This is a genomic window from Streptomyces sp. NPDC058663 (assembly GCF_042716745.1).
Classification (GTDB): Bacteria; Actinomycetota; Actinomycetes; order Streptomycetales; family Streptomycetaceae; genus Streptomyces.
Genome location: NZ_JBHXRV010000005.1, coordinates 167,833 through 186,951, shown reverse-complemented (window position 1 = coordinate 186,951; position 19,119 = coordinate 167,833). Strand labels below are relative to the sequence as shown.

Annotated in this window: 14 protein-coding genes and 3 tRNA genes; 14 read left to right on the top strand and 3 right to left on the bottom strand. The window is 72.2% G+C overall.

Annotated features, from left to right (window positions below):
- Positions 1-15: 15 nt before the first annotated feature.
- From ACFWVV_RS05720 to ACFWVV_RS05710, 3 genes are all read left to right on the top strand, one after another.
- Positions 16-1,827, top strand: coding sequence for a S1C family serine protease (locus tag ACFWVV_RS05720; RefSeq protein WP_384343181.1), 1,812 nt, complete (start codon positions 16-18; stop codon positions 1,825-1,827).
- A gap of 269 nt (positions 1,828-2,096) precedes the next feature.
- Positions 2,097-2,183, top strand: a tRNA-Ser gene (locus tag ACFWVV_RS05715).
- A gap of 211 nt (positions 2,184-2,394) precedes the next feature.
- Complete coding sequence (locus ACFWVV_RS05710; RefSeq protein WP_384343184.1) at positions 2,395-2,613, top strand: hypothetical protein; 219 nt, start codon at positions 2,395-2,397, stop codon at positions 2,611-2,613.
- A 44-nt stretch (positions 2,614-2,657) separates the two neighbouring features.
- Here ACFWVV_RS05710 and ACFWVV_RS05705 read toward each other — a convergent pair whose 3' ends face one another.
- Positions 2,658-3,548, bottom strand: a complete 891-nt coding sequence (locus tag ACFWVV_RS05705) for a bifunctional DNA primase/polymerase (protein ID WP_384343187.1) — start codon at positions 3,546-3,548, stop codon at positions 2,658-2,660.
- A gap of 305 nt (positions 3,549-3,853) precedes the next feature.
- Between ACFWVV_RS05705 and ACFWVV_RS05700 the strand changes: the two genes are divergently transcribed.
- The 9 genes from ACFWVV_RS05700 to ACFWVV_RS05660 all read left to right on the top strand — a co-directional run bounded on the left by ACFWVV_RS05700 (position 3,854) and on the right by ACFWVV_RS05660 (position 12,990).
- The gene (locus ACFWVV_RS05700; protein WP_384343190.1) at positions 3,854-4,156 is read left to right on the top strand and encodes a hypothetical protein; all 303 of its coding nucleotides are present in this window, start codon (positions 3,854-3,856) and stop codon (positions 4,154-4,156) included.
- 249 nt (positions 4,157-4,405) lie between these two features.
- Positions 4,406-5,659, top strand: coding sequence for an acyl-CoA dehydrogenase family protein (locus tag ACFWVV_RS05695; RefSeq protein ID WP_384343193.1), 1,254 nt, complete (start codon positions 4,406-4,408; stop codon positions 5,657-5,659).
- A 65-nt stretch (positions 5,660-5,724) separates the two neighbouring features.
- A complete protein-coding gene (locus ACFWVV_RS05690; protein ID WP_384343196.1) occupies positions 5,725-6,705 on the top strand; it encodes a bifunctional MaoC family dehydratase N-terminal/OB-fold nucleic acid binding domain-containing protein in 981 nt (326 codons plus the stop codon).
- An 8-nt stretch (positions 6,706-6,713) separates the two neighbouring features.
- Complete coding sequence (locus ACFWVV_RS05685) at positions 6,714-7,838, top strand: acyl-CoA dehydrogenase family protein (RefSeq protein ID WP_384343200.1); 1,125 nt, start codon at positions 6,714-6,716, stop codon at positions 7,836-7,838.
- Positions 7,835-8,272, top strand: a complete 438-nt coding sequence (locus tag ACFWVV_RS05680; protein WP_384343203.1) for a MaoC/PaaZ C-terminal domain-containing protein — start codon at positions 7,835-7,837, stop codon at positions 8,270-8,272. The genes ACFWVV_RS05685 and ACFWVV_RS05680 overlap by 4 nt, the downstream gene beginning before the upstream one ends.
- Before the next feature lie 74 nt (positions 8,273-8,346).
- Positions 8,347-9,513: a lipid-transfer protein gene (locus ACFWVV_RS05675; protein WP_384343206.1), complete on the top strand. Its 1,167-nt coding sequence runs from the start codon at positions 8,347-8,349 to the stop codon at positions 9,511-9,513.
- A gap of 92 nt (positions 9,514-9,605) precedes the next feature.
- Positions 9,606-10,463 carry a DUF1906 domain-containing protein gene (locus ACFWVV_RS05670; RefSeq protein WP_384343209.1) on the top strand — a complete coding sequence of 286 codons (858 nt, stop codon included), beginning with the start codon at positions 9,606-9,608 and terminating at the stop codon, positions 10,461-10,463.
- A gap of 160 nt (positions 10,464-10,623) precedes the next feature.
- Positions 10,624-11,205 (top strand): SigE family RNA polymerase sigma factor, encoded by a 582-nt coding sequence (locus ACFWVV_RS05665; protein ID WP_384343212.1) that lies wholly within the window; start codon positions 10,624-10,626, stop codon positions 11,203-11,205.
- 138 nt (positions 11,206-11,343) lie between these two features.
- Positions 11,344-12,990: a long-chain fatty acid--CoA ligase gene (locus tag ACFWVV_RS05660; RefSeq protein ID WP_384343214.1), complete on the top strand. Its 1,647-nt coding sequence runs from the start codon at positions 11,344-11,346 to the stop codon at positions 12,988-12,990.
- 154 nt (positions 12,991-13,144) lie between these two features.
- Here ACFWVV_RS05660 and ACFWVV_RS05655 read toward each other — a convergent pair whose 3' ends face one another.
- Complete coding sequence (locus ACFWVV_RS05655; RefSeq protein WP_384343217.1) at positions 13,145-17,512, bottom strand: PAS domain-containing protein; 4,368 nt, start codon at positions 17,510-17,512, stop codon at positions 13,145-13,147.
- Between the two features lie 545 nt (positions 17,513-18,057).
- Between ACFWVV_RS05655 and ACFWVV_RS05650 the strand changes: the two genes are divergently transcribed.
- Positions 18,058-18,151 (top strand) — tRNA-Ser (locus ACFWVV_RS05650).
- Positions 18,152-18,407: 256 nt separating this feature from the next.
- Positions 18,408-18,480: transfer RNA gene (locus ACFWVV_RS05645), tRNA-Arg, on the top strand.
- Positions 18,481-18,631: 151 nt separating this feature from the next.
- Here ACFWVV_RS05645 and ACFWVV_RS05640 read toward each other — a convergent pair.
- A complete protein-coding gene (locus ACFWVV_RS05640; protein WP_384343594.1) occupies positions 18,632-19,042 on the bottom strand; it encodes a hypothetical protein in 411 nt (136 codons plus the stop codon).
- Positions 19,043-19,119 lie beyond the last annotated feature (77 nt).

The window sequence follows — 19,119 nt, the reverse complement described above, 5'->3', positions numbered from 1 at the left end:
ACCGAGGAGAGAGCTGTGAGCACCGAGAACGAGGGCACTGCGGTACCGGCCGCCCCGTCCGCACCGCCACCGCCTCCTGCTCCGGTCGAGGCACAGGGACCGCGGGCCGCGGGGACGCCCGGCGTCCAGAAGCCGGTTCCGGGGGCGCCGGCCGATTCCCCGCAGACCGAGGGGGTCCAGCAGACCGAGGGGGCTCCGCAGACCGGGGTCACGACGCCCGGTGCCATGCCCGCGGATGCCGCGCCTGCGGGTGCGGCTCCGGCCGCGGGGGCCCCAGCCGCGGCCTCCGGCCCGGCCCCGGCGTACGAGTCCGCGCAGTCGGCCTCGGCTTCGGCTCCTGGCCCGGCGTACGAGTCCGCGCAGTCGGCTGCGGCTCCTGCCCCGGCGTACGAGGCCCACCCGCCCGCCTCCTACCCCGCCCCGCACGCCCCGCAGCCCACCGCGGAGCTTCCGGTGACCGCGGCGGCCGCGTCCCCCGGCCCGCCCCCGGCCCCGCCCGCAGGGCACCCCGCCCCCGGTGCTGCCTGGCCGCCTCCGCCGCCGCCCGCCCACCCGTCGTACGGCGGTGGCGGCGACGCCCACCAAGGCGGTGGTTTCGGTTCCGGACACGGCGGTGGAAGCGGTGGTTACGGTTCCGGGCACGGCGGCGGTGGCGACCCCTGGGGGGCGCCGGTGACCGCCGACTCCGCCGAGCCGCGCAAGCGCAAGGGCCGCGGCGGGCTGATCGCCGCCGTCCTGGTCGCCGCGCTGGTCGCGGGCGGCGTGGGCAGCGGTGTCGGCTTCTGGGCGGCGAACCGCAGCGACAACGGACCCGGCGGTTCCACCACCATTACGGCGGCGGGCAACCCGCAGGACTTCAAGCGCGACCCGGGAAGCGTCGCGGGCGTGGCGGGCAAGGCGCTTCCCTCCGTCGTCACGATCGACGCGCAGAGCGGCAGCGGCGAGGGCGGCACGGGCACCGGCTTCGTCTACGACAAGCAGGGCCACATCCTCACCAACAACCACGTGGTCGCCTCGGCGGCCGGTGGCGGCGAGCTGTCGGTGACCTTCTCGAACGGCAAGAAGTACGCCGCCGAGGTCGTCGGCCGGGCTCAGGGCTACGACGTCGCGGTCCTCAAGCTCAAGAACGCGGGCGATCTCAACCCGCTCCCGCTGGGCGACTCGGACAAGGTCGTCGTCGGCGACCCGACGATCGCCATCGGTGCGCCCTTCGGCCTGTCCAACACGGTCACCACCGGCATCGTCAGCGCCAAGGACCGGCCGGTCGCCTCGGGTGACGGCCAGGGCAGCAAGGCCTCGTACATGAGCGCCCTGCAGACCGACGCGTCGATCAACCCGGGCAACTCCGGCGGCCCGCTGCTCGATTCGCGCGGCGCGGTCATCGGCATCAACTCCGCGATCCAGTCCGTCCCGAGCGGCGGCCTCGGCGGCGGAAGCGGACAGTCGGGTTCCATCGGCCTGGGCTTCGCGATCCCGATCAACCAGGCCAAAACGGTCGCCCAGCAGCTCATCAAGACGGGCAAGCCGGTCTACCCGATGATCGGCGCGACCGTTTCGATGGAGCAGAAGAGCGACGGCGCCAAGATCGCCGAAAAGGGCATGGGCAACACCCCCTCGGTCTCCCCCGGCGGCCCGGCGGCCTCCGCGGGCCTCAAGGCGGGTGACGTCATCACCAAGCTGGACGACCGCGTGATCGACAGCGGCCCCACCCTGATCAGCGAGATCTGGACCCACAAGCCCGGCGACAAGGTCAAGCTGACCTACACCCGTGACGGCAAGCAGTCCACCGCGGAAGTCACTCTGCAGGCCCGCGAGGGCGACGACTAGACCCGGCGGACGGACGACCCGAACCCCACGGTCCCAGCCGGCGGGCGGTCCGAGCCCACGAGCGGTCCCAGCTGACGGGCGGTCCGAGCCCACGGGCCGCCCCAGCCGACGGGCGGTCCGTGAGGTCTGGCCGACCTCGTGGCCGTCCGCCGGGGGCGCCTTCCCGCGGGCGGATTTCCCCGTCCACGGGCCGAGAGTGGCCGGGCGGCCCGCCCCGGCCGCCGCAACCGCTAGGCTGTAGCCGCTCCGCCGCAGGTCGGCGGGGCTTAGGTGGGTTGCCCGAGCGGCCTAAGGGAACGGTCTTGAAAACCGTCGTGGCAGCGATGTCACCGTGGGTTCAAATCCCACACCCACCGCAGGTGCACGGCCCCTGACCAGGTAAGACGGTCAGGGGCCGTCCTTCTGACAGCCGCCCGCCGATGCCTGATCTCCCCCGGGCGGTGCCGAGTTGGCGGGCACAGCGGGCACAGCAAGCGCAGCGGGCACAGCGGGGCGTGCGGCCCGAACTGTGTGGTGCTCGCCGCTTTTTCGATTGTGGCGGTGGAGGCCACGGGAGATCCTGGGCGCATGAGTCCTGGAATACGTCTCTTGGCCGGCGTCGCAAGCCTGCTGATGGGTGCCCTTGTAGTGGTCTGGCTGGCCTTCGGTCCTCCGCAGGACTGGGAGGGCGGCATGAGGTGGCTGCGTCACGGCCTGGTGTGGGGGTCCCTGGGCGTGATGGGTTTCGCCGGCCGGCTGATGTTTCCTGACGCCCGGGAACGCACGAGGGACACGGTGTCCGGCTAGACCGGCAGCGGTATGCGGCGCAGCCCGGCACTGGGGCGGTGGCTCTACGCGCGCGTGCCCGTGGTCAGTCGCGCGGCTGAGGCGAGGGTGGAGCGGGCTTCCGTGAGGGTGAGGCCGCAGTGGAGGGCGGCTTCGGTGAGGGCGGGGGCGAGGGTTTCGCCGAGGCCGTTCTCGTACGCGCGGCAGGCGGCCCAGAAGAGGCGGGTGTTGCGCTGGCCCTCGCGGGCGGCTCGGACGAATTCCACCAGGCCGTGGCCTCTGGCGTACCCGCAGGTCAGCGGGGCCGGTGGAGGCCTGCGGGGGCGGCGGGTCAGGAGGGCCAGCAGCGGGGGAGGGCAGAGAGCCGCCGGTAGCTGGGCGGTGCCGGGGGCCAGGCGGTAGACGCCGTGGCGGGTGAGCGAGCCCGGGCCGACCAGGTAGCCGCCGGCGCCGCGGATGTCGATGCCGGGGGCCAGTCGGCTCGCGGAGTTGGGGACGGCGAGGTCCGACGGGCCGGTGAGCCAGAGGTGCCGTCCGCCCGAGGGCGTGACGACGGTGACCGTGGGCGGGAGGGCGAAGTCGTGCGCGCGGCCCAGCTGTTCGAGGGCGGCGACGGGGTCGTCCCCGTGCTTGGTGTCGAGGTCGATGCCGATGAGGTGGTGCGGAGGGCTGCCGCAGGCGATGCCGTAGCCGGTGGCCCTGGGGGCCGCGGCGAACAGGGCGCGGACGACGGCCGGATCGGTCGATGCGTCGTACACACCGTGGCCGGGCAGGCCGCACTCCCCCCGGCAGGGAGGGCGATCGCCGCCGGCCTCGGGGGCCGGCTCGCCGTGGTGCGGGGAGCGCAGTGCGGGGAGCTTGGTGAGGGACAGGGGGATCACGGGGAGGCCGCGCTCCGCCGCGGAGAGGGCGTGCGCGAGGGCCAGGGTGGCGGTGAGCCGGTCTGGAGTGGCCATACCCCCATGGTCGTACGAACGTTCGAATAAGGGAAGTGGGGGCAACTTGGCCGAAAATCTGCCGAAACGCTTCCTCCTATGTGATTACTGGGCTTGTGCGCTATTTGGCCCCCAGCTGGCTACTTTGGGGTGAGGAAATGGGTTTATCGATAAAACCTCACGCTTGCGAGCGAATAGGGGCGTGATGGGTGGTTCGCCGGGGATTCGGTGGGCAATTCTGATGTCGCGACGTCGTCACCAGCACTGAGGCGGTCGGCCAACTGCCTCGGAAAAAGCGCTCATTACAGTTCCTGGAGGAATTGACCATGCGTAATGCCCGCATCATCGCCGCCGTTGCCGCGCTGCCCCTCGCCGCCGCCCTCTTCACGGGCGTCGCCACCGCCGACAACGGCTCCTTCGCGGACGACGGCTCCAATGCGGCCGTCGCCACCATCAGCGGAAGCGGCGTGGGCGGTACGAACAACGGCAACTCCACTACCACTCAGCAGGTCGCCAACGGCGCCGGCGCCTCGAACCAGAGCAACAACGCCAGCGTGAACGGCTCGGGCTTCACGGCGATCAACCAGGGCAACAGGAACGTCGCGATCAACTTCTCCGAGCTCTGGTAGTCCGCGCGGCCTCATCGGGGCCCGTGCCGCGGGGAACGACTGCCTGTACGGCGGTGCTTCGGCGCCGCCGTGCAGGCATTTCCGCATACAGGGACGCTCTGCGGCCGGACGGAACGGCGGCTTCTGCCGGCGACCTTGACAGCGCGCCTCGATCTGACGGACAGTCAGAAACCCTGTCTGCGCGCTTCCCCTGGGACAGGGCCGCGTACGTCTCCCGTGCGCGCGGGCTACCCGCTGGAGGACTCCGCCGTGCACCTCGCACCGACCGGGCGCCAGCAGCGGTTGCGCGCCGAACTTCGCTCGTACTTCCGTGAAGTGATGCCGGAAGGAGCGCCCAGTGATCCCGGCGCCCGACGCGCCCTGCTGCGGCGGATCGGCCGCGACGGAATGCTCGGGATCGGCTGGCCCGAGGAGTACGGCGGGCAGGGGCGCGGCCCCGACGAACAGTTCGTCTTCTTCGACGAGGCGTACCGGGCAGGTGCACCGGTCTCGATGGTCACGCTGAACACCGTTGGACCGACGCTGATGAAGCACGGGACCCCGCAGCAGCGGGAGTACTTCCTGCCCCGGATCCTGCGCGGGGAGCTCGTCTTCGCCATCGGCTACAGCGAACCGTCGGCCGGGACCGACCTCGCCTCGCTGCGGACGCGTGCCGTACGCGCGGAGGGTGCGCACAGTGCGGAGGGTGCGCACAGTGCGGAGGGTGCGCACAGTGCGCAGGGTGCGCACAGTGCGCAGGAGGTGGGTGGGGCGGACGGTGACGGTGAGTGGCTGATCGACGGGCAGAAGATCTTCACCAGCAACGCCCAGCACGCCGACTGGATCTGGCTCGCCTGCCGGACGGACACCGAGGCCCCCAAGCACCGGGGAATATCGATTCTGCTGGTGCCGACGGACGTGCCCGGCTTCTCCTGGACGCCCATCGAGACGGTGGGCGGGCTGACCACCACCGCCACGTACTACGACGGAATCCGGGTGCCGGCCGGGAACCTCGTGGGCGAGGAGAACGCCGGCTGGGGGCTGATCACCCACCAGCTCAACCATGAGCGCGTCGCCCTCGCGGCGATCGGCATGCAGGCCGAGGACGCTTTCTCGCGGGCCCTCGCCCATGCCCGGACCCCTGACCCGGATACGGGAGAAAAGCCAGGTGACAGGCCCTGGGTGCGGGCCGCTCTGGCGCAGGCGCACGCCCGGCTCGCGGCGGTGCGGCTGCTGAACTGGCGTCTCGTGGGGGACGTGGGGGCGGGCACGCTGGCACCCGGGGACGCGAGCGGGGTCAAGTTCGTGGGAACCGAAAGCGCGGTGGCGGTCTACCAGCTGTGCCAGGAGGTGGTGGGCGACGCGGGGCTGGTGCGGGCCGGGTCGCCGGGTGCGTTCGGGGACGGCGAGCTGGAGCGGATGAACAGGGCGGCGCAGATCAACACCTTCGGGGGCGGGGTGAGCGAGGTGCAGCGGGAGATCGTCGCGACGATGCGGCTCGGGATGCGCAGGGGGAAGCGGTGACGCACGGGACGAGGAGGGGCGGGGGGAACGGTGGCCGGAGGAAGCTGGCAGCGAGGGGCGAAGAATTGGTCACAGAAAGTGACGGGAAGCGGGAACAGGGTGACTTCCTCGCCCGTTTGAAGAAGTACGAGGGGCTGGCGGCGGCCACCTCGGCAGTGGGCAAGGACCTGGTCAACGAGCCGATGATCAGGCACTGGTGCGAAGCGATGGGAGACACCAGTCCGGCATACGAAGGGCCGGACGCGATAGCTCCGCCAACCATGCTCCAAGCATGGACGATGGGCGGATTGTCCGGTCACGGGGCGGGAGCGGGCCGTACGTCGGCGTACGACGACCTGTTCGCGCTGCTCGACGGCGCGGGGTGCACCTCCGTGGTCGCCACCGACTGCGAGCAGGAGTATGTACGGGACCTGCGGCCGGGCGACCGGATCACCTTCGACGCGGTGATCGAGTCGGTGTCGGAGCGCAAGAGCACCAAGCTGGGCGCCGGGCACTTCGTCACGACGCGGATGGATGTGTACGGAGACGGAAGGCTGGCGGGGACGCACCGCTTCCGGATCCTCAAGTACGCCCCGCACGTGAAGGGTGCACCGGCCACGAGGACAACTCCACAGGGTGACGCGGACAAGGCACCGGCGGCGCTGCGCCCCCGGCCGGTCGTCAACAGGGACAACGCGGGCTTCTGGGAGGGGGTTTCCGCACACCGGCTGCTGATCCAGCGGTGCACGGGGGAGGGGTGCGGGAGGCTGCGGTTCCCCTGGCTCCCGGGCTGTCAGGCGTGTGGCTCGGCCGAATGGGACACGGTCGAGGCAAGCGGCGAGGGGACGGTCTTCTCGTACGTGGTGATGCACCACCCGGTGTTCCCGGCCTTCTCCCCGCCGTACGCGGTGGGACTGATCGAGCTCGCGGAAGGCGTGCGGATGATCAGCAATGTGGTCGGGGTCGCGCACGACGAGGTGCGGATCGGGATGCGGGTGCGGGCGGAGTTCCAGCGATATGACGCGGAGTTGGAGCTTCCGGTGTTCCGGCCGGTGGACGGGGGGTGAGGGGCGGCATGGACTTCACTCCGAGCGAGGAGCAGCGGGCCGCCCGGGACCTGGCGGCGCGGATCTTCGGCGATCTGGCGACGCACGAGCGCCTGACGGCGGCGGGGACGGGCACGGACACCGAGCTGTGGAAGCGGCTGGGGGAGGCCGGGCTGATCGAGTCCGTGGAGGAGACCGGGCTGCTGGGACTCGTGCTGCTGCTGGAGGAGCAGGGGAGGACCACGGCGCAGGTGCCGCTCGCGGCCACGAGCGTGTACGGGCTGCTCGCGGTGGGTGCGTACGGGTCCGAGAAGCAGCGCGAGCTGTTGCTTCCGGGGCTGCGCAACGGCTCGGTGGTCGCCGTGGGCGCGTTCTCGGCCTCCGGTACGGGTTCGGTTCGGGCGGAGGCCGAGGCGGGGGCGGATGCGGGTGCGAGGGCGGGCGCGGGGTGGGACGTGGCCGCGCTGTCGGGGACGGGCCCTGCGGTGCCGTGGCTGCGGGACGCCACCCATGTGGTGGTGCCGGACACCGACCGGACGCTGTGGCTCGTCCGCACGGACGCGGCCGGGGCGGGCGTCGAGCCGGTCGAAACCACCGCGCCCTGGGCCGCCGGGCGGCTCGTCCTCACCGGTGCGCGGGGCGAGCGGCTGGGCGGGCCGGGTCCGGAGCCGTACGACCGCATCAGGAGGGCGGCGCGCATCGCCTTCGCCGGGCTGCAGGCCGGGGTGTGCGCGGGGTCGGTGGCGCGAGCCGCCCGGCACACCTCGGAGCGGGAGCAGTTCGGGCAGCCGCTGTCGGCCAAGCAGGCGGTGCAACTGCGGGCCGCGGAGGCGCACATGGACACGGAGTCGATCCGGGTCACCGCGTACGAGGCGGCCTGGCGGTACGACGAGGGCCTGGCCTGCGAGGGTCATGCACTGACCGCCGCCTGGTGGGCATCTGAGGCCGGCCGGCGGGTGGTGCACGCGGGGCAGCATCTGCACGGTGGGGCGGGGGCCGATCTGGAGCACCCGGTGCACCGGCACTTCTTGTGGGGGCGGCAGATCGACACGTACCTGGGCGGTGCGGGTCAAGTGGGCGAGGAACTCGGCGAGTTGCTGATGGCGGACGGGCTCCCGGATGCGGGGGCCGTCGAGGAGGGGAGTGAGGGATGAGGTCCGGTGAGGAACTGCCACCGCTGGAGATCGCGGTGACCCGCACGTTGATCGTGGCCGGGGCGGTCGCCTCCCGGGACTACCAGGACGTGCACCATGACGCCGAGAGAGCGCGGGAGAAGGGGTCTCCGGACATCTTCATGAACATCCTGACGACCAATGGCCTGGTCGGGAGGTATGTGACCGACAGCCTCGGGCCCGGTGTCCGGCTGCGAGCGGTGCGGATCAGACTGGGCGCGCCCAACTATCCGGGGGACACCATGGTGTTGCGGGGCACGGTCGGACAGGTCGACGCGGCGGCGGGCACCGCCGAGATCCGGGTCGTCGGGGCCAACGGCATCGGGCAGCACGTCACGGGCACGGTGCGGGTCGCCTTCGACGCCTCCGCCGGCGCGGCTTCGGAGACCACCTCCCGGGGCGGGGAGACGGCATGAATGGCCGGGACGGGGAGACGGCATGACTGGCCGGGACGGGGAGATGGCATGAGTGCGCGGGACGGGGAGACGGCATGAGTGTCCGCAGGGCCGACTCCCTCGGTGGGAAGGCGGCCATCGTGGGGATCGGGGCCACCGAGTTCTCCAAGGACTCCGGGCGCAGCGAGCTGAAGCTGGCGGTGGAGGCGGTGCACGCCGCACTCGACGACGCCGGGCTCATCCCCGCGGACGTCGACGGCATGGTCACGTTCACCATGGACACCAGCCCGGAGATCACGGTCGCCCAGGCGGCGGGCATCGGCGAGCTGTCCTTCTTCTCCCGCGTCCACTACGGGGGCGGTGCGGCCTGTGCGACCGTGCAGCAGGCGGCGCTGGCGGTGGCGTCGGGAGTGGCGGAGGTGGTCGTCTGCTACCGGGCCTTCAACGAGCGCTCCGGGCGCCGTTTCGGTTCCGGGGTGCAGCGGCGGGAGCCGTCCGCGGAGGGGGCGGCACTGGGCTGGGCGCTGCCGTTCGGACTGCTGACGCCCGCGTCCTGGGTGGCGATGGCGGCGCAGCGCTATCTGCACGCCTACGGACTGACCCCGGAGGTGTTCGGGCATGTCGCGGTCACCGGCCGGCGATACGCGGCGCGCAACCCGGCCGCGTACTTCTACGGAAAGCCGATCACGCATGCCGAGCACGCCGCCTCGCGCTGGATCGTGGAGCCGTTGCGGCTGCTCGACTGCTGCCAGGAGACGGACGGCGGGCAGGCGGTCGTGGTGACGACGGCCGAGCGTGCCCGGGATCTCGCGCAGCCGCCCGCGGTGATCGTTGCCGCCGCCCAGGGCGCCGGGCGCGGGCAGGAGCAGATGACCAGCTTCTACCGCGACGACCTGCGAGGCCTGCCGGAAATGGGAGTGGTGGCACGGCAGTTGTGGCGCACCTCGGGACTGTCGCCCGCGGGTGTCGATGTGGGGATCCTCTACGACCACTTCACCCCGTTCGTGCTGATGCAGTTGGAGGAGTTCGGGTTCTGTGGGCCTGGTGAGGCGGCGGACTTCGTGGCCGAGGAGGCGCTTGCCCTCAATACGCACGGGGGGCAGCTCGGTGAGGCGTATCTGCACGGGATGAACGGCATCGCGGAAGGGGTCAGGCAGGTCCGTGGCACCTCGGTGAACCAGGTGCCCGGCGCGGCTCGGGTACTGGTGACGGCGGGCACCGGAGTTCCCACGTCCGGGTTGATCCTGGGGGTGGATTGCTGACCGGCCCGGCGTGCGTCGTGGACTCCCTTACTGAATGACCGTTAGCTCAACGTATGTACCGATTCAGGCTTTCTGCGTATGTACGAAATGGGTTGCCGATCCGGACCTTCGGGCTCGCGGGGGCGCTGGTCGCCGTGCTCACCGCACTGGTGCTGCCGGCCGCGGCCGCGCCGGGGGACACCAGGGCCGGCCTGCGCTCGCCGGCCGGTGCCGTCGCCGGGGAGGCCGAGCCGGTGTACTTCGACGGCTGGGCCTTCGACACCTGCGAAGCCCCCTCGGTCGCTGCCATGGACGCCTGGCGCGGCTCCCGGTACCGCGCCGTCGGTGTCTACTTCGGCGGCCGGGCGCGCGCCTGCCCGTACCAGAAGAACCTCAACAGGCAGTGGGTCACCTCGGTCGACCGGATGGGCTGGTTCCTGCTCCCCCTGTACGTCGGCTCCCAGTCGCCCTGCGTGGAGGCGCGGCACAAGCGGCGCTACGTCATCGGGCGCCACCCCTGGCAGCAGGGCGTCGCGGAGGCCCGGGACGCGGTGCGGCGGGCGAAGTGGCACGGCATGATCCCCGGCAGCACGCTGTACCTCGACATGGAGTCGTACGACCTGACCGACAAGCCCTGTGCGCAGCGCACCCTGACCTTCGTGCAGGCCTGGAACCGCGAACTCCGCCGACACCGCTACTACCCCGGCTACTACAGCAGTGCCTCCTCGGGTGTACGCCACATGGAGTGGGCCCGGCAGGTGGGGGCGACCGATCTGCCGGAGGTCATCTGGTTCGCCCGCTGGCGCGTCCGGCCGTCGCTGTACAGCGAACCCTCGCTGCACCGGAGCGCCTGGACGCCGCACCGCCGCATTCACCAGTACGCGGGCAATGTGCGCGAGACGCACGGCGGTCACCGCCTGGTGATCGACCGCAACCGGGTCGACGCGCTGGTGGCCCGCACCTGGGAGTGAGCCGCCCGAGCGCGACCCTGATGCCCCGACCCTGATACCCCCCGGGCCCCCCTCCACCTTCAGGAGGTGGGGCCTGCCCCACCTCTACAACCTGAGGCGGAGATGTCTTCGGGACCTGGGGCCGATCCCGGGGACGGCCGTCGCTTCTAGCGTGGAACCCATGACCACGCCTGTCTGCACCAGCGCATCCAAGGCCGCCACCGGGCACGCCGGGCACGCCGCCTCCTTCACCGGCTACCCGTCGTTCGCCAGCTATGTCCGGGCCCGCGGGCCCGTCCTGCTGCGCACCGCGCGCTCGCTGACCGCGAACCCGTGCGACGCCGAGGACCTGCTGCAGACCGCGCTGACCAAGACCTACGTCGCCTGGGAGCGCATCGAGGACCACCGTGCCCTGGACGGCTACGTACGCCGGGCACTGCTGAACACCCGCACCTCGCAGTGGCGCAAGCGCAAGGTCGACGAGTTCGCCTGCGAGGAACTGCCGGAGCCGAGCATCGCCGGGTCCACCGCGCCGCCCGCCGCCGATCCCGCCGAGCAGCAGGTGCTGCACGACGCGATGTGGCGCGCGATCATGAAGCTCCCCGAGCGGCAGCGCGCCATGGTCGTCCTCAGGTACTACGAGGACCTGAGCGAGGTGCAGACCGCCGAGGTGCTCGGCGTCTCCGTCGGCACGGTCAAGAGCGCCGTCTCCCGCGCGCTGAGCAAGCTCCGCGAGGATCCGGAACTGACACCGGCCCGCTGACCGGCGAAGATCCGCCTTCTTTTGGTTACTCCCAGGTAGTGACATACCGCTGGGTACGTGCGCAGAATCGGCCAGACACGCACTGGCGAGCGACGACCAGTGCGACGTGCCATACCGCGCGCCCACCGGGAGGACGCCGTGCTCAGCACCATGCAGGACGTATCGCTGACCGTGACCCGCATCCTGCAACACGGGATGACCATCCACGGAAAGTCGCAGGTCACGACCTGGACGGGCGAGGCCGAGCCGCAGCGCCGCAGCTTCGCCGAGATCGGCGCACGCGCCACACGCCTGGCGAACGCGCTGCGCGACGAACTGGGCGTCGTCGGCGACCAGCGCGTCGCGACTCTCATGTGGAACAACGGTGAGCATGTGGAGGCGTACTTCGCGATCCCCTCCATGGGCGCGGTCCTGCACACCCTCAACCTGCGGCTGCCCCCCGAGCAGCTGATCTGGATCGTCAACCACGCCGCCGACCGCGTGGTCATCGCCAACGGCTCGCTGCTTCCCCTCCTCGCCCCGCTCCTGCCGCACCTGCCGGCCATCGAGCACATCGTCGTGGCCGGCCCCGGTGACCGCTCCCTGCTCGACGGCTGCACGCCGCAGGTCCACGAGTACGAGGAGCTGATCGCGGACCGCCCGACCACCTTCGACTGGCCGGACATCGACGAGCGCAGCGCCGCCGCCCTCTGCTACACCTCGGGCACCACCGGCGAGCCCAAGGGTGTCGCGTACTCGCACCGTTCGATCTATCTGCACTCCATGCAGGTCAACATGGCCGAGTCGATGGGCCTGACCGACAAGGACACCACCCTCGTCGTGGTTCCGCAGTTCCATGTGAATGCCTGGGGACTGCCGCACGCCACCTTCATGACCGGCATCAACATGCTGATGCCCGACCGCTTCCTGCAGCCCGCCCCGCTCGCCGAGATGATCGAACGCGAGCGCCCCACCCACGCCGCGGCCGTTCCCACCATCTGGCAGGGCCTGCTCGCCGAGGTCACCGCCAACCCGCGCGACCTCAGTTCGATGAGCCAGGTCACCATCGGCGGCTCCGCCTGTCCCCCCGCGCTCATGGAGGCGTACGACAGGCTGGGCGTACGGCTGTGTCACGCGTGGGGCATGACGGAGACGTCCCCGCTGGGCACCATGGCGCACCCGCCGGCCGGACTCACCGCCGAGCAGGAGTGGCCCTACCGCATCACCCAGGGCCGGCTTCCCGCGAGCGTGGAGGCCCGGCTGAGCGGCCCGGCCGGTGAGGCGCTGCCGTGGGACGGCGAGTCGGCCGGCGAATTGGAGGTGCGCGGCCCATGGATCGGGGGCTCGTACTACGGAGGCGCGGGCGGCGAGGACTTCCGTCCCGACGACAAGTTCAGCGCGGACGGCTGGCTGAAGACCGGCGACGTCGGTGTGATCAGCCCCGAGGGCTTCTTGACCCTCACTGACCGGGCCAAGGACGTCATCAAGTCAGGCGGCGAATGGATCTCCAGCGTCGAGCTGGAGAACGCCCTGATGGCACACCCGGAGGTCGCCGAGGCCGCCGTCGTGGCAGTTCCGGACGCCCGGTGGGGCGAACGCCCGCTGGCCACCGTCGTGCTCAAGGAGGGCGCCACGGCCACCTATGCCGATCTGCGCGACTTCCTGGCCGGGTCGGTGGCCAAGTGGCAGCTGCCCGAGCGCTGGGCGCTGGTACCGGCAGTACCGAAGACGAGCGTCGGCAAGTTCGACAAGAAGGTGATCCGCAAGAACTACGCGGCCGGCCAGTTGGACGTCACCGAGCTGTAGAGCGGTTCGGCACGATCGGCGGGTGGGTGTGTTTCACGTGAAACACACCCACCCGTTTCACGTGAAACACGCCTGCGCGTCCCACCCGCGACACCGCGCCCGTTTCACGTGAAACATCCACGCTCGTAAGTCAGTTGGTGCCGACCTCGGTGCGTCAGTTGGTGCCGATCTTCGCCAGCAGGTCGACGATCCGCCCCTGCACCTCGGCGCTCGTGGAGCGCTCCGCGAGGAAGAGGACCGTCTCGCCCGACGCCAGCTTCGGAAGCTGCGCCTGGTCGAGTCCGGCGGAGGTGTAGACGACGAGCGGGGTCCTGTTCAACTGCCCGTTCGCCCGCAGCCAGTCGATGATGCCCGCCCTGCGGCGGCGTACCAGCATCAGATCCATGACCACCAGATTCGGACGCATCTGGGTGGCCAGCGCCACGGCCTCGTTGTCGTCGGCGGCGCGCATGACCTGCATGCCGCGCCGCTCCAGAGTGGCGTTGAGCGCGAGCGCGATCTCCTCGTGCTCCTCGATCAGCAGCACCCTCGGCGGGTGCTGCTCACTGTCGCGCGGGGCGAGAGCCTTGAGGAGCACGGCCGGGTCCGCCCCGTAGGCGGCCTCCCGGGTCGCCTGCCCCAGACCGGCCGTGACCAGCACCGGCACCTCGGCCGCCACAGCGGCCTGGCGCAGCGACTGGAGCGCGGTACGGGTGATCGGACCGGTCAGCGGGTCGACGAACAGCGCGGCCGGGAAGGCGGCGATCTGTGCGTCGACCTCCTCGCGGGAGTGCACGATCACCGGCCGGTACCCGCGGTCGCTGAGGGCCTGCTCCGTCGAGACGTCCGGCGCGGGCCACACCAGCAGCCGGCGCGGGTTGTCCAGCGGCTCCGGGGGCAGCTCGTCGTCCACGGGCTGCGGTACGGGCCGGTTGGCGACCTCCACGGCACCGTTCGGACCGTCCAGCGGCTCGGGACCCTCACTGCCCTCGTCGGGTGCGTCTATGGCGTAGGCGCGCCCCTCGGTCGGCGTCGAGATCAACTGCTGGTGCGGGTCGGCGGGGTCCTGCTGGCCGCTGTGCGGGTGCGGGCGCGCAGCCGGTTCGGCCGGGGGTGCCGATGTCGCCGCGGCCCCACGCTCGTCCTCCGAGGGGGTGGCCAGTTTGCGGCGCCGTCCGGAACCCAGCGTCTGGTTCTGCTGCTGGGTGATCTGCTGTGCGAACGGCATGCCCTGCCCGAGCGTCCGCACGCTGAAGGCACGCCCCTGGGTCGAGTGCGTGGCCTCGGCAGGCAGCGGAAGGGGCTGCGACGGGGTACGCGGCAGTGCCTGCGGCAGGGGTTGCGGTTGCGGCTGTGCGGGGTTCGCCACCTGCGCGGACGGCGTGGGCCAGCCGCCGGGTGCCGGGCCGGAGGGCACCTGCTGCTCGCCGGGCGCCTCCGTGACGTGGCCGGGGGTGCGGTCCGCCTCGGCGGGAGGCAGCGCGAACGGGCTGCGCGGGCCTTCGGCCTCGGCCGCCGGAGCGGTGGCCAGCGCCCGCCGCGCCCGCCTGCCCCCGGAAGCGGCCTGGGCGGTCTGGGCGGCCTGGCCCTGGGCGCGCTGCTGGGAGGCGCCCAGGGGAGCGCCCGCGGAGGCGAGGACCTGGCCGTGGCCCGAGGTGTCGGTGGCGGACAGCCCGGGGGGCACAGGGGCGGTGCCGCTGCCGGGAGCGTCGGGGGCGGGCGGACCGGTTCGCCCGTACGGGGCGGGGCCGGAGCCCGTACCGCCGTCGCCCCGTCCGGTTCTGGCTGCCGGGATGTCGGGGTGACCGGCGCTGTGTCCGGGACCGGCAGAAGCGCCGGCGCTGTGTCCGGGGCCGGCAGGATCGCCGGGGGAGTGTCCGGGACCGGCAGAAGCGCCGGGGGTGTGGCCGGTGTCGGGCCCGTGTCCGGCACCTTCCTCCGGCGGTGCGGGCGGGGTCCGGTCCGGGACGCCCCCCGGCGGCAGCGCGGGCATCGCGCTTCCCTCACGGCGGGCACGGCGGCCCGTGGGTGCCTGGGCCTGTGCCCGTTCGGCCGCCGCACCGGAAAGGCCCTGGGGCGGCACACTCTGCGGAACCTCGGGGGAGGCTCCCTGCGGGGGAACTCCCCCCTGGGCGGCTCCCTGCGGAGGCACGGTCTCAGCGAGCGCCGCGCGTCCGGCCGGGCCCTCTCCCGCCGGTCCGGCCCCTGCGGTCCGACCGACGGGCCGCTCACCGGCCCCCTCGGACGACCGCGCGGGGGCGGGCAGCGCCAATGCCTGCCCGCCCCCGGCGCCACCCGAGCCGGAAGGGGCTCCGTCACCGCGCTCCGCGTCCGCTCCCGGAGCCGTGCCGGAACTAGCTGCCGTGCCTGAGCCCGCAGTCATGTCCGGGCCCTCAGCTGAGCCCGCGCCCGCGCCCGCGCCCGCGCCCGCGCCCGCGCCCGAGCCCGCGCCTGAGCCCTCAGCCCTGCTTGCGCCGGCCGCCTGCGCCGGACCCGCGGCTGCGCCCGCTCCGGACGCCGATCCGGTGGCGCTGCCGCCAACGGTCCCCTGCTCCTCGGCAGGGCTCGGCCGCCCGCGCCGACGGCCGGTGCCGCCCGCGCCGCCCGCTCCCTCGCCCGTACCCTGCGCCGGGATCAGTTCCTGCTGCTCCTCACCAGGTCCGCGCCGGGCCCGCCGCCGTCCGCTCGGCGCGCTCTGCGCGGCACCGTTGGCCGCACTCTCGTCACCGGGGACGGCCGGGGCGGCGGCCGCGTTCCCGTCGCCGCCCGCTTCCAGGAACGCGTCCGTGGACCCGCGTCGGGCCCGCCGTCCGCCGCCCTGCTGCGCGGGCAGCGAAGGTGCCTCGGCCGGGGCGTCCGCCGAGGCCTCCGGCGGGGCCTCCGCAGGGGCCGGGGTGACCGCGGCGGCCGCCTCCGAAGCGGGGGCCGGAGCCTCGACCGCCCCGGAGCCCGCGCCCAACGGCACCTCCAGCACGTAGGCGCTGCCGCTCATCCCGGGGACGTCGTGCGTCTGGAGCACACCGCCGTGCGCCTGCACGATGCCCCGCACGATCGGCCCGTGCACCGGGTCGCCGCCCGGGTAGGGGCCGCGTACCTCGAAGCGCACGACCTCGCCGCGCTGGGCCGCGGCCACCACGATCGTCGAGTCGACGTAGCCCCCGGTGGCCGCGGCCACCGGAGCCTTGCCCGTCGAGTCCACCCCGGCCACGTCGGCCACCAGATGCGCCAGCGCCGTCGCCAGCCGCGCACCGTCCACCTCGGCCTCGATCGGCGGCGCGTGCACGGCGAACTGCGCACGCCCGGGCCCGATCAGCTCGACCGCACCCTCCACCGCCGCCGCGACGACCCCGTCCACCAGGACGTTCGCCTTGACCAGCGGTTCGCCGCCGGCGGCCAGCTGCTGGTAGCCCAGCACGTTGTCGACCAGGGTCGTCATCCGGGCATATCCGGCGGCCAGGTGGTGCAGTACCTGGTTGGCCTCGGGCCATAGCTGGCCCGCCGGGTCGGCGGCCAGCGTCCCGAGCTCGCCGCGCAGCTCCTGCAGCGGCCCGCGCAGCGAGCCTCCGAGCACGGCGCTCAACTGGGTGTGCCGCCCGGACAGTTCCTCGTACCGCTCACGGCCCATCGCGACTTCCGCGTCGTACCGTTCGCGCGTCGTCGCCAGTTCCTCGGCGTGCTGCGCGGTGAGCGCGGCCAGTTCCTCGGCGTGCTGGGTGACCAGTTCGTCGTACGGGCGGCGGTCGGTGAACGTCATCACCGCGCCGACCAGCTGCTCGCCGTCGCGCACCGGTGCGGTGGTCATGTCGACCGGCACCGCCTTGCCGCTCTTCGCCCACAGCACCTGCCCGCGCACCCGGTGCTTGCGCCCGGACTTCAGGGTGTCGGCGAGCGGTGTCTCCTCGTACGGGAAGGGTGTCCCGTCGGCCCGGGAGTGCACTGCCAGTTCGTGCAGCGACCTGCCGCCCAGGTCGCTGGCCCGGAAGCCGAGGATCTGCGCGGCGGCCGGGTTGGCGAGGACGATCCGGCCTTCGGTGTCCGTCCCGACCACGCCTTCGGAGGCGGCCCGCAGGATCATCTCGGTCTGCCGCTGCGAACGGGCCAGCTCGGCCTCGGTGTCGACGGTGCCCGAAAGGTCCCTTACGACGAGCATCAGCAGCTCGTCCCCGGTCAGGGAGGTGGACCCGGCGGCCCGGTCTGCGCTGAACGCGTCCCGGCCGTCCTCGAGGTTCGCCGAGGTCACCTCGACGGGGAACACGCTGCCGTCGGTCCGGCGCGCCGTCATGCGGGTGGGCTTGGTGCGGCCCTGCGCGTCGGTGTTCTCCGGGCGGCGCATGGAGCCGGGGATCAGTTTGGAGTCGAACTCCGGCAAGAGATCGAGCAGTCCGCGTCCCACCAGGGCGGTGCCCGGAGTCTCGAAGGTTTCCAGGGCGATGGAGTTGGCGTTGACGACGGTCCCGTTGCAATTGACGAGCAGGAGCCCGTCCGGGAGAGCGTCGAGTATCGCTGCGAGGCGAGCAGCGCCTCGGGATGGCCTGCTGCTCACGACGACGGTTCCTCCCTGATTACTGCACCTTGCCCAGTTGGTGACCCTCCGGCGACCCCAATTTTTCCCCTCGGGCCGCGTGTTGTCACTGGAAGGAGTCTAAAGGCTGGGGATACGGGCGTGACGGCGGATGAGGGAGAGCTCACGGTCCGTCCGAAGTGGATCTTGCGGGCGGGCCCTGTGCTTACGGCGGCCTGGTGCGTCGGGCACTGACCCCCGGCGCATACCCGGGGCACGCCCGCCCACTCCACCCGCTTCCCGCACACCCGTCCCTGTCGTGCCCGACGCGCCCCCTGCGTCCGTGCCCCGCGGCGCGCCCCTCCGCCCTCGGCCCGGCTCCCCGTCCCGGCCAGGCCCTCCCCGGGGGCTCCGGGCCCTCCCCGGGGGCTCCAAGCCCCCGGCGGTGACCGGTGCGGAAGTGCTTTGCCCTGCGGCCCGGTCGCCTAGTACCGTGGGGTGCGATTGGTGACACCGCGCAATGCTGTGCCATCATCTGCAACGCACCTACTCGCGATCGCGCAAGCGATGGCGTTCTGGGTCGTGCTGGAGGCGTCGCCTAGTCCGGTCTATGGCGCCGCACTGCTAATGCGGTTTGGGTCTTAAAGCCCATCGAGGGTTCAAATCCCTCCGCCTCCGCCAGCACCATGAAGCCCCGGTCCACCAGGACCGGGGCTTCTGTCGTTCCTGCCGCGCGCCTCCCTCGGATCCGCGCGGCGAGCGGGCGGGGGAGCGGGCCGGCGGGTAGTCGCAGAGGAGTCGCGAGATGTCACTCGTCCGAGTGTTTTCCCAGCTCAGGCCGGGTGTGCTCAATGGATTTCGCATGACGGCGCAGGTCATGTAATGTTCTTCTTGCAACGCCGACGGGGCGGAAAACGGCCCGGAAGCACAGCGACAAGCACTCGTAGCTTAACGGATAGAGCATCTGACTACGGATCAGAAGGTTGCAGGTTCGAATCCTGCCGAGTGCACATTGGTGAGAGGCCCCGGACATTGCGTCCGGGGCCTTTTGCGTTGCCCGTACAGCAGCGGAGTACAGCAACCGGTCAGCCCGGGCCGGACACCGGACCGGAGGTGGGCGCCGGGCCCCCGGCATCGGATCCCCGGCGCCGGGTGTGGGGCTCAGGTGGCGGGTCGGGCGTGGGGGCCGGGCCGGGTGGCCGTGGTGATGACGGCGGTGGCGATTCCGGTGGTGGCCAGGCTGCCCAGCAGGGTCATCAGCACACCGATCACGAAGAGGCCGCTGGCGTCGTCCGACCAGTCGACGTACGTGGCCAGGGTGAGGCCGAGCGGGATACTCAGCACGGCGGCGACCAGGTGCCGCCGGGCGGCGGCCCAGTAGAGCGGGATCAGCAGGGTCAGGACCAGGCCGATCACCTGCCACGCCTCGTACGGGCCGGTCGACGAGCCGTCGGGGTGCACGTCGCGGGTCTGGTCCCAGCCCAGCCAGGCGGCCCATGCCCCCAGCGCGAGAAGGGCCATGGCGGTGGCCGAGAGGAGTTCGGGGAGAGGCTTGCGCTGTTCTGGGCTCATGACGACAGCCTGTCCCGTCGTGGGCGGGGCGGTGAGGGCGCTCGTACTCACTTCTGCCTGAGTTCCTTCGGCAAGGG

Coding starts and splice junctions, on each gene's coding strand:
- ACFWVV_RS05705 (WP_384343187.1), bottom strand. CDS start 3,548: ATGGCCACTCCAGACCGGCTCACCGCCACCCTGGCCCTCGCGCACGCC.
- ACFWVV_RS05700 (WP_384343190.1), top strand. CDS start 3,854: ATGCGTAATGCCCGCATCATCGCCGCCGTTGCCGCGCTGCCCCTCGCC.
- ACFWVV_RS05640 (WP_384343594.1), bottom strand. CDS start 19,042: ATGAGCCCAGAACAGCGCAAGCCTCTCCCCGAACTCCTCTCGGCCACC.
- ACFWVV_RS05680 (WP_384343203.1), top strand. CDS start 7,835: ATGAGGTCCGGTGAGGAACTGCCACCGCTGGAGATCGCGGTGACCCGC.
- ACFWVV_RS05710 (WP_384343184.1), top strand. CDS start 2,395: ATGAGTCCTGGAATACGTCTCTTGGCCGGCGTCGCAAGCCTGCTGATG.
- ACFWVV_RS05665 (WP_384343212.1), top strand. CDS start 10,624: ATGACCACGCCTGTCTGCACCAGCGCATCCAAGGCCGCCACCGGGCAC.
- ACFWVV_RS05685 (WP_384343200.1), top strand. CDS start 6,714: ATGGACTTCACTCCGAGCGAGGAGCAGCGGGCCGCCCGGGACCTGGCG.
- ACFWVV_RS05675 (WP_384343206.1), top strand. CDS start 8,347: ATGAGTGTCCGCAGGGCCGACTCCCTCGGTGGGAAGGCGGCCATCGTG.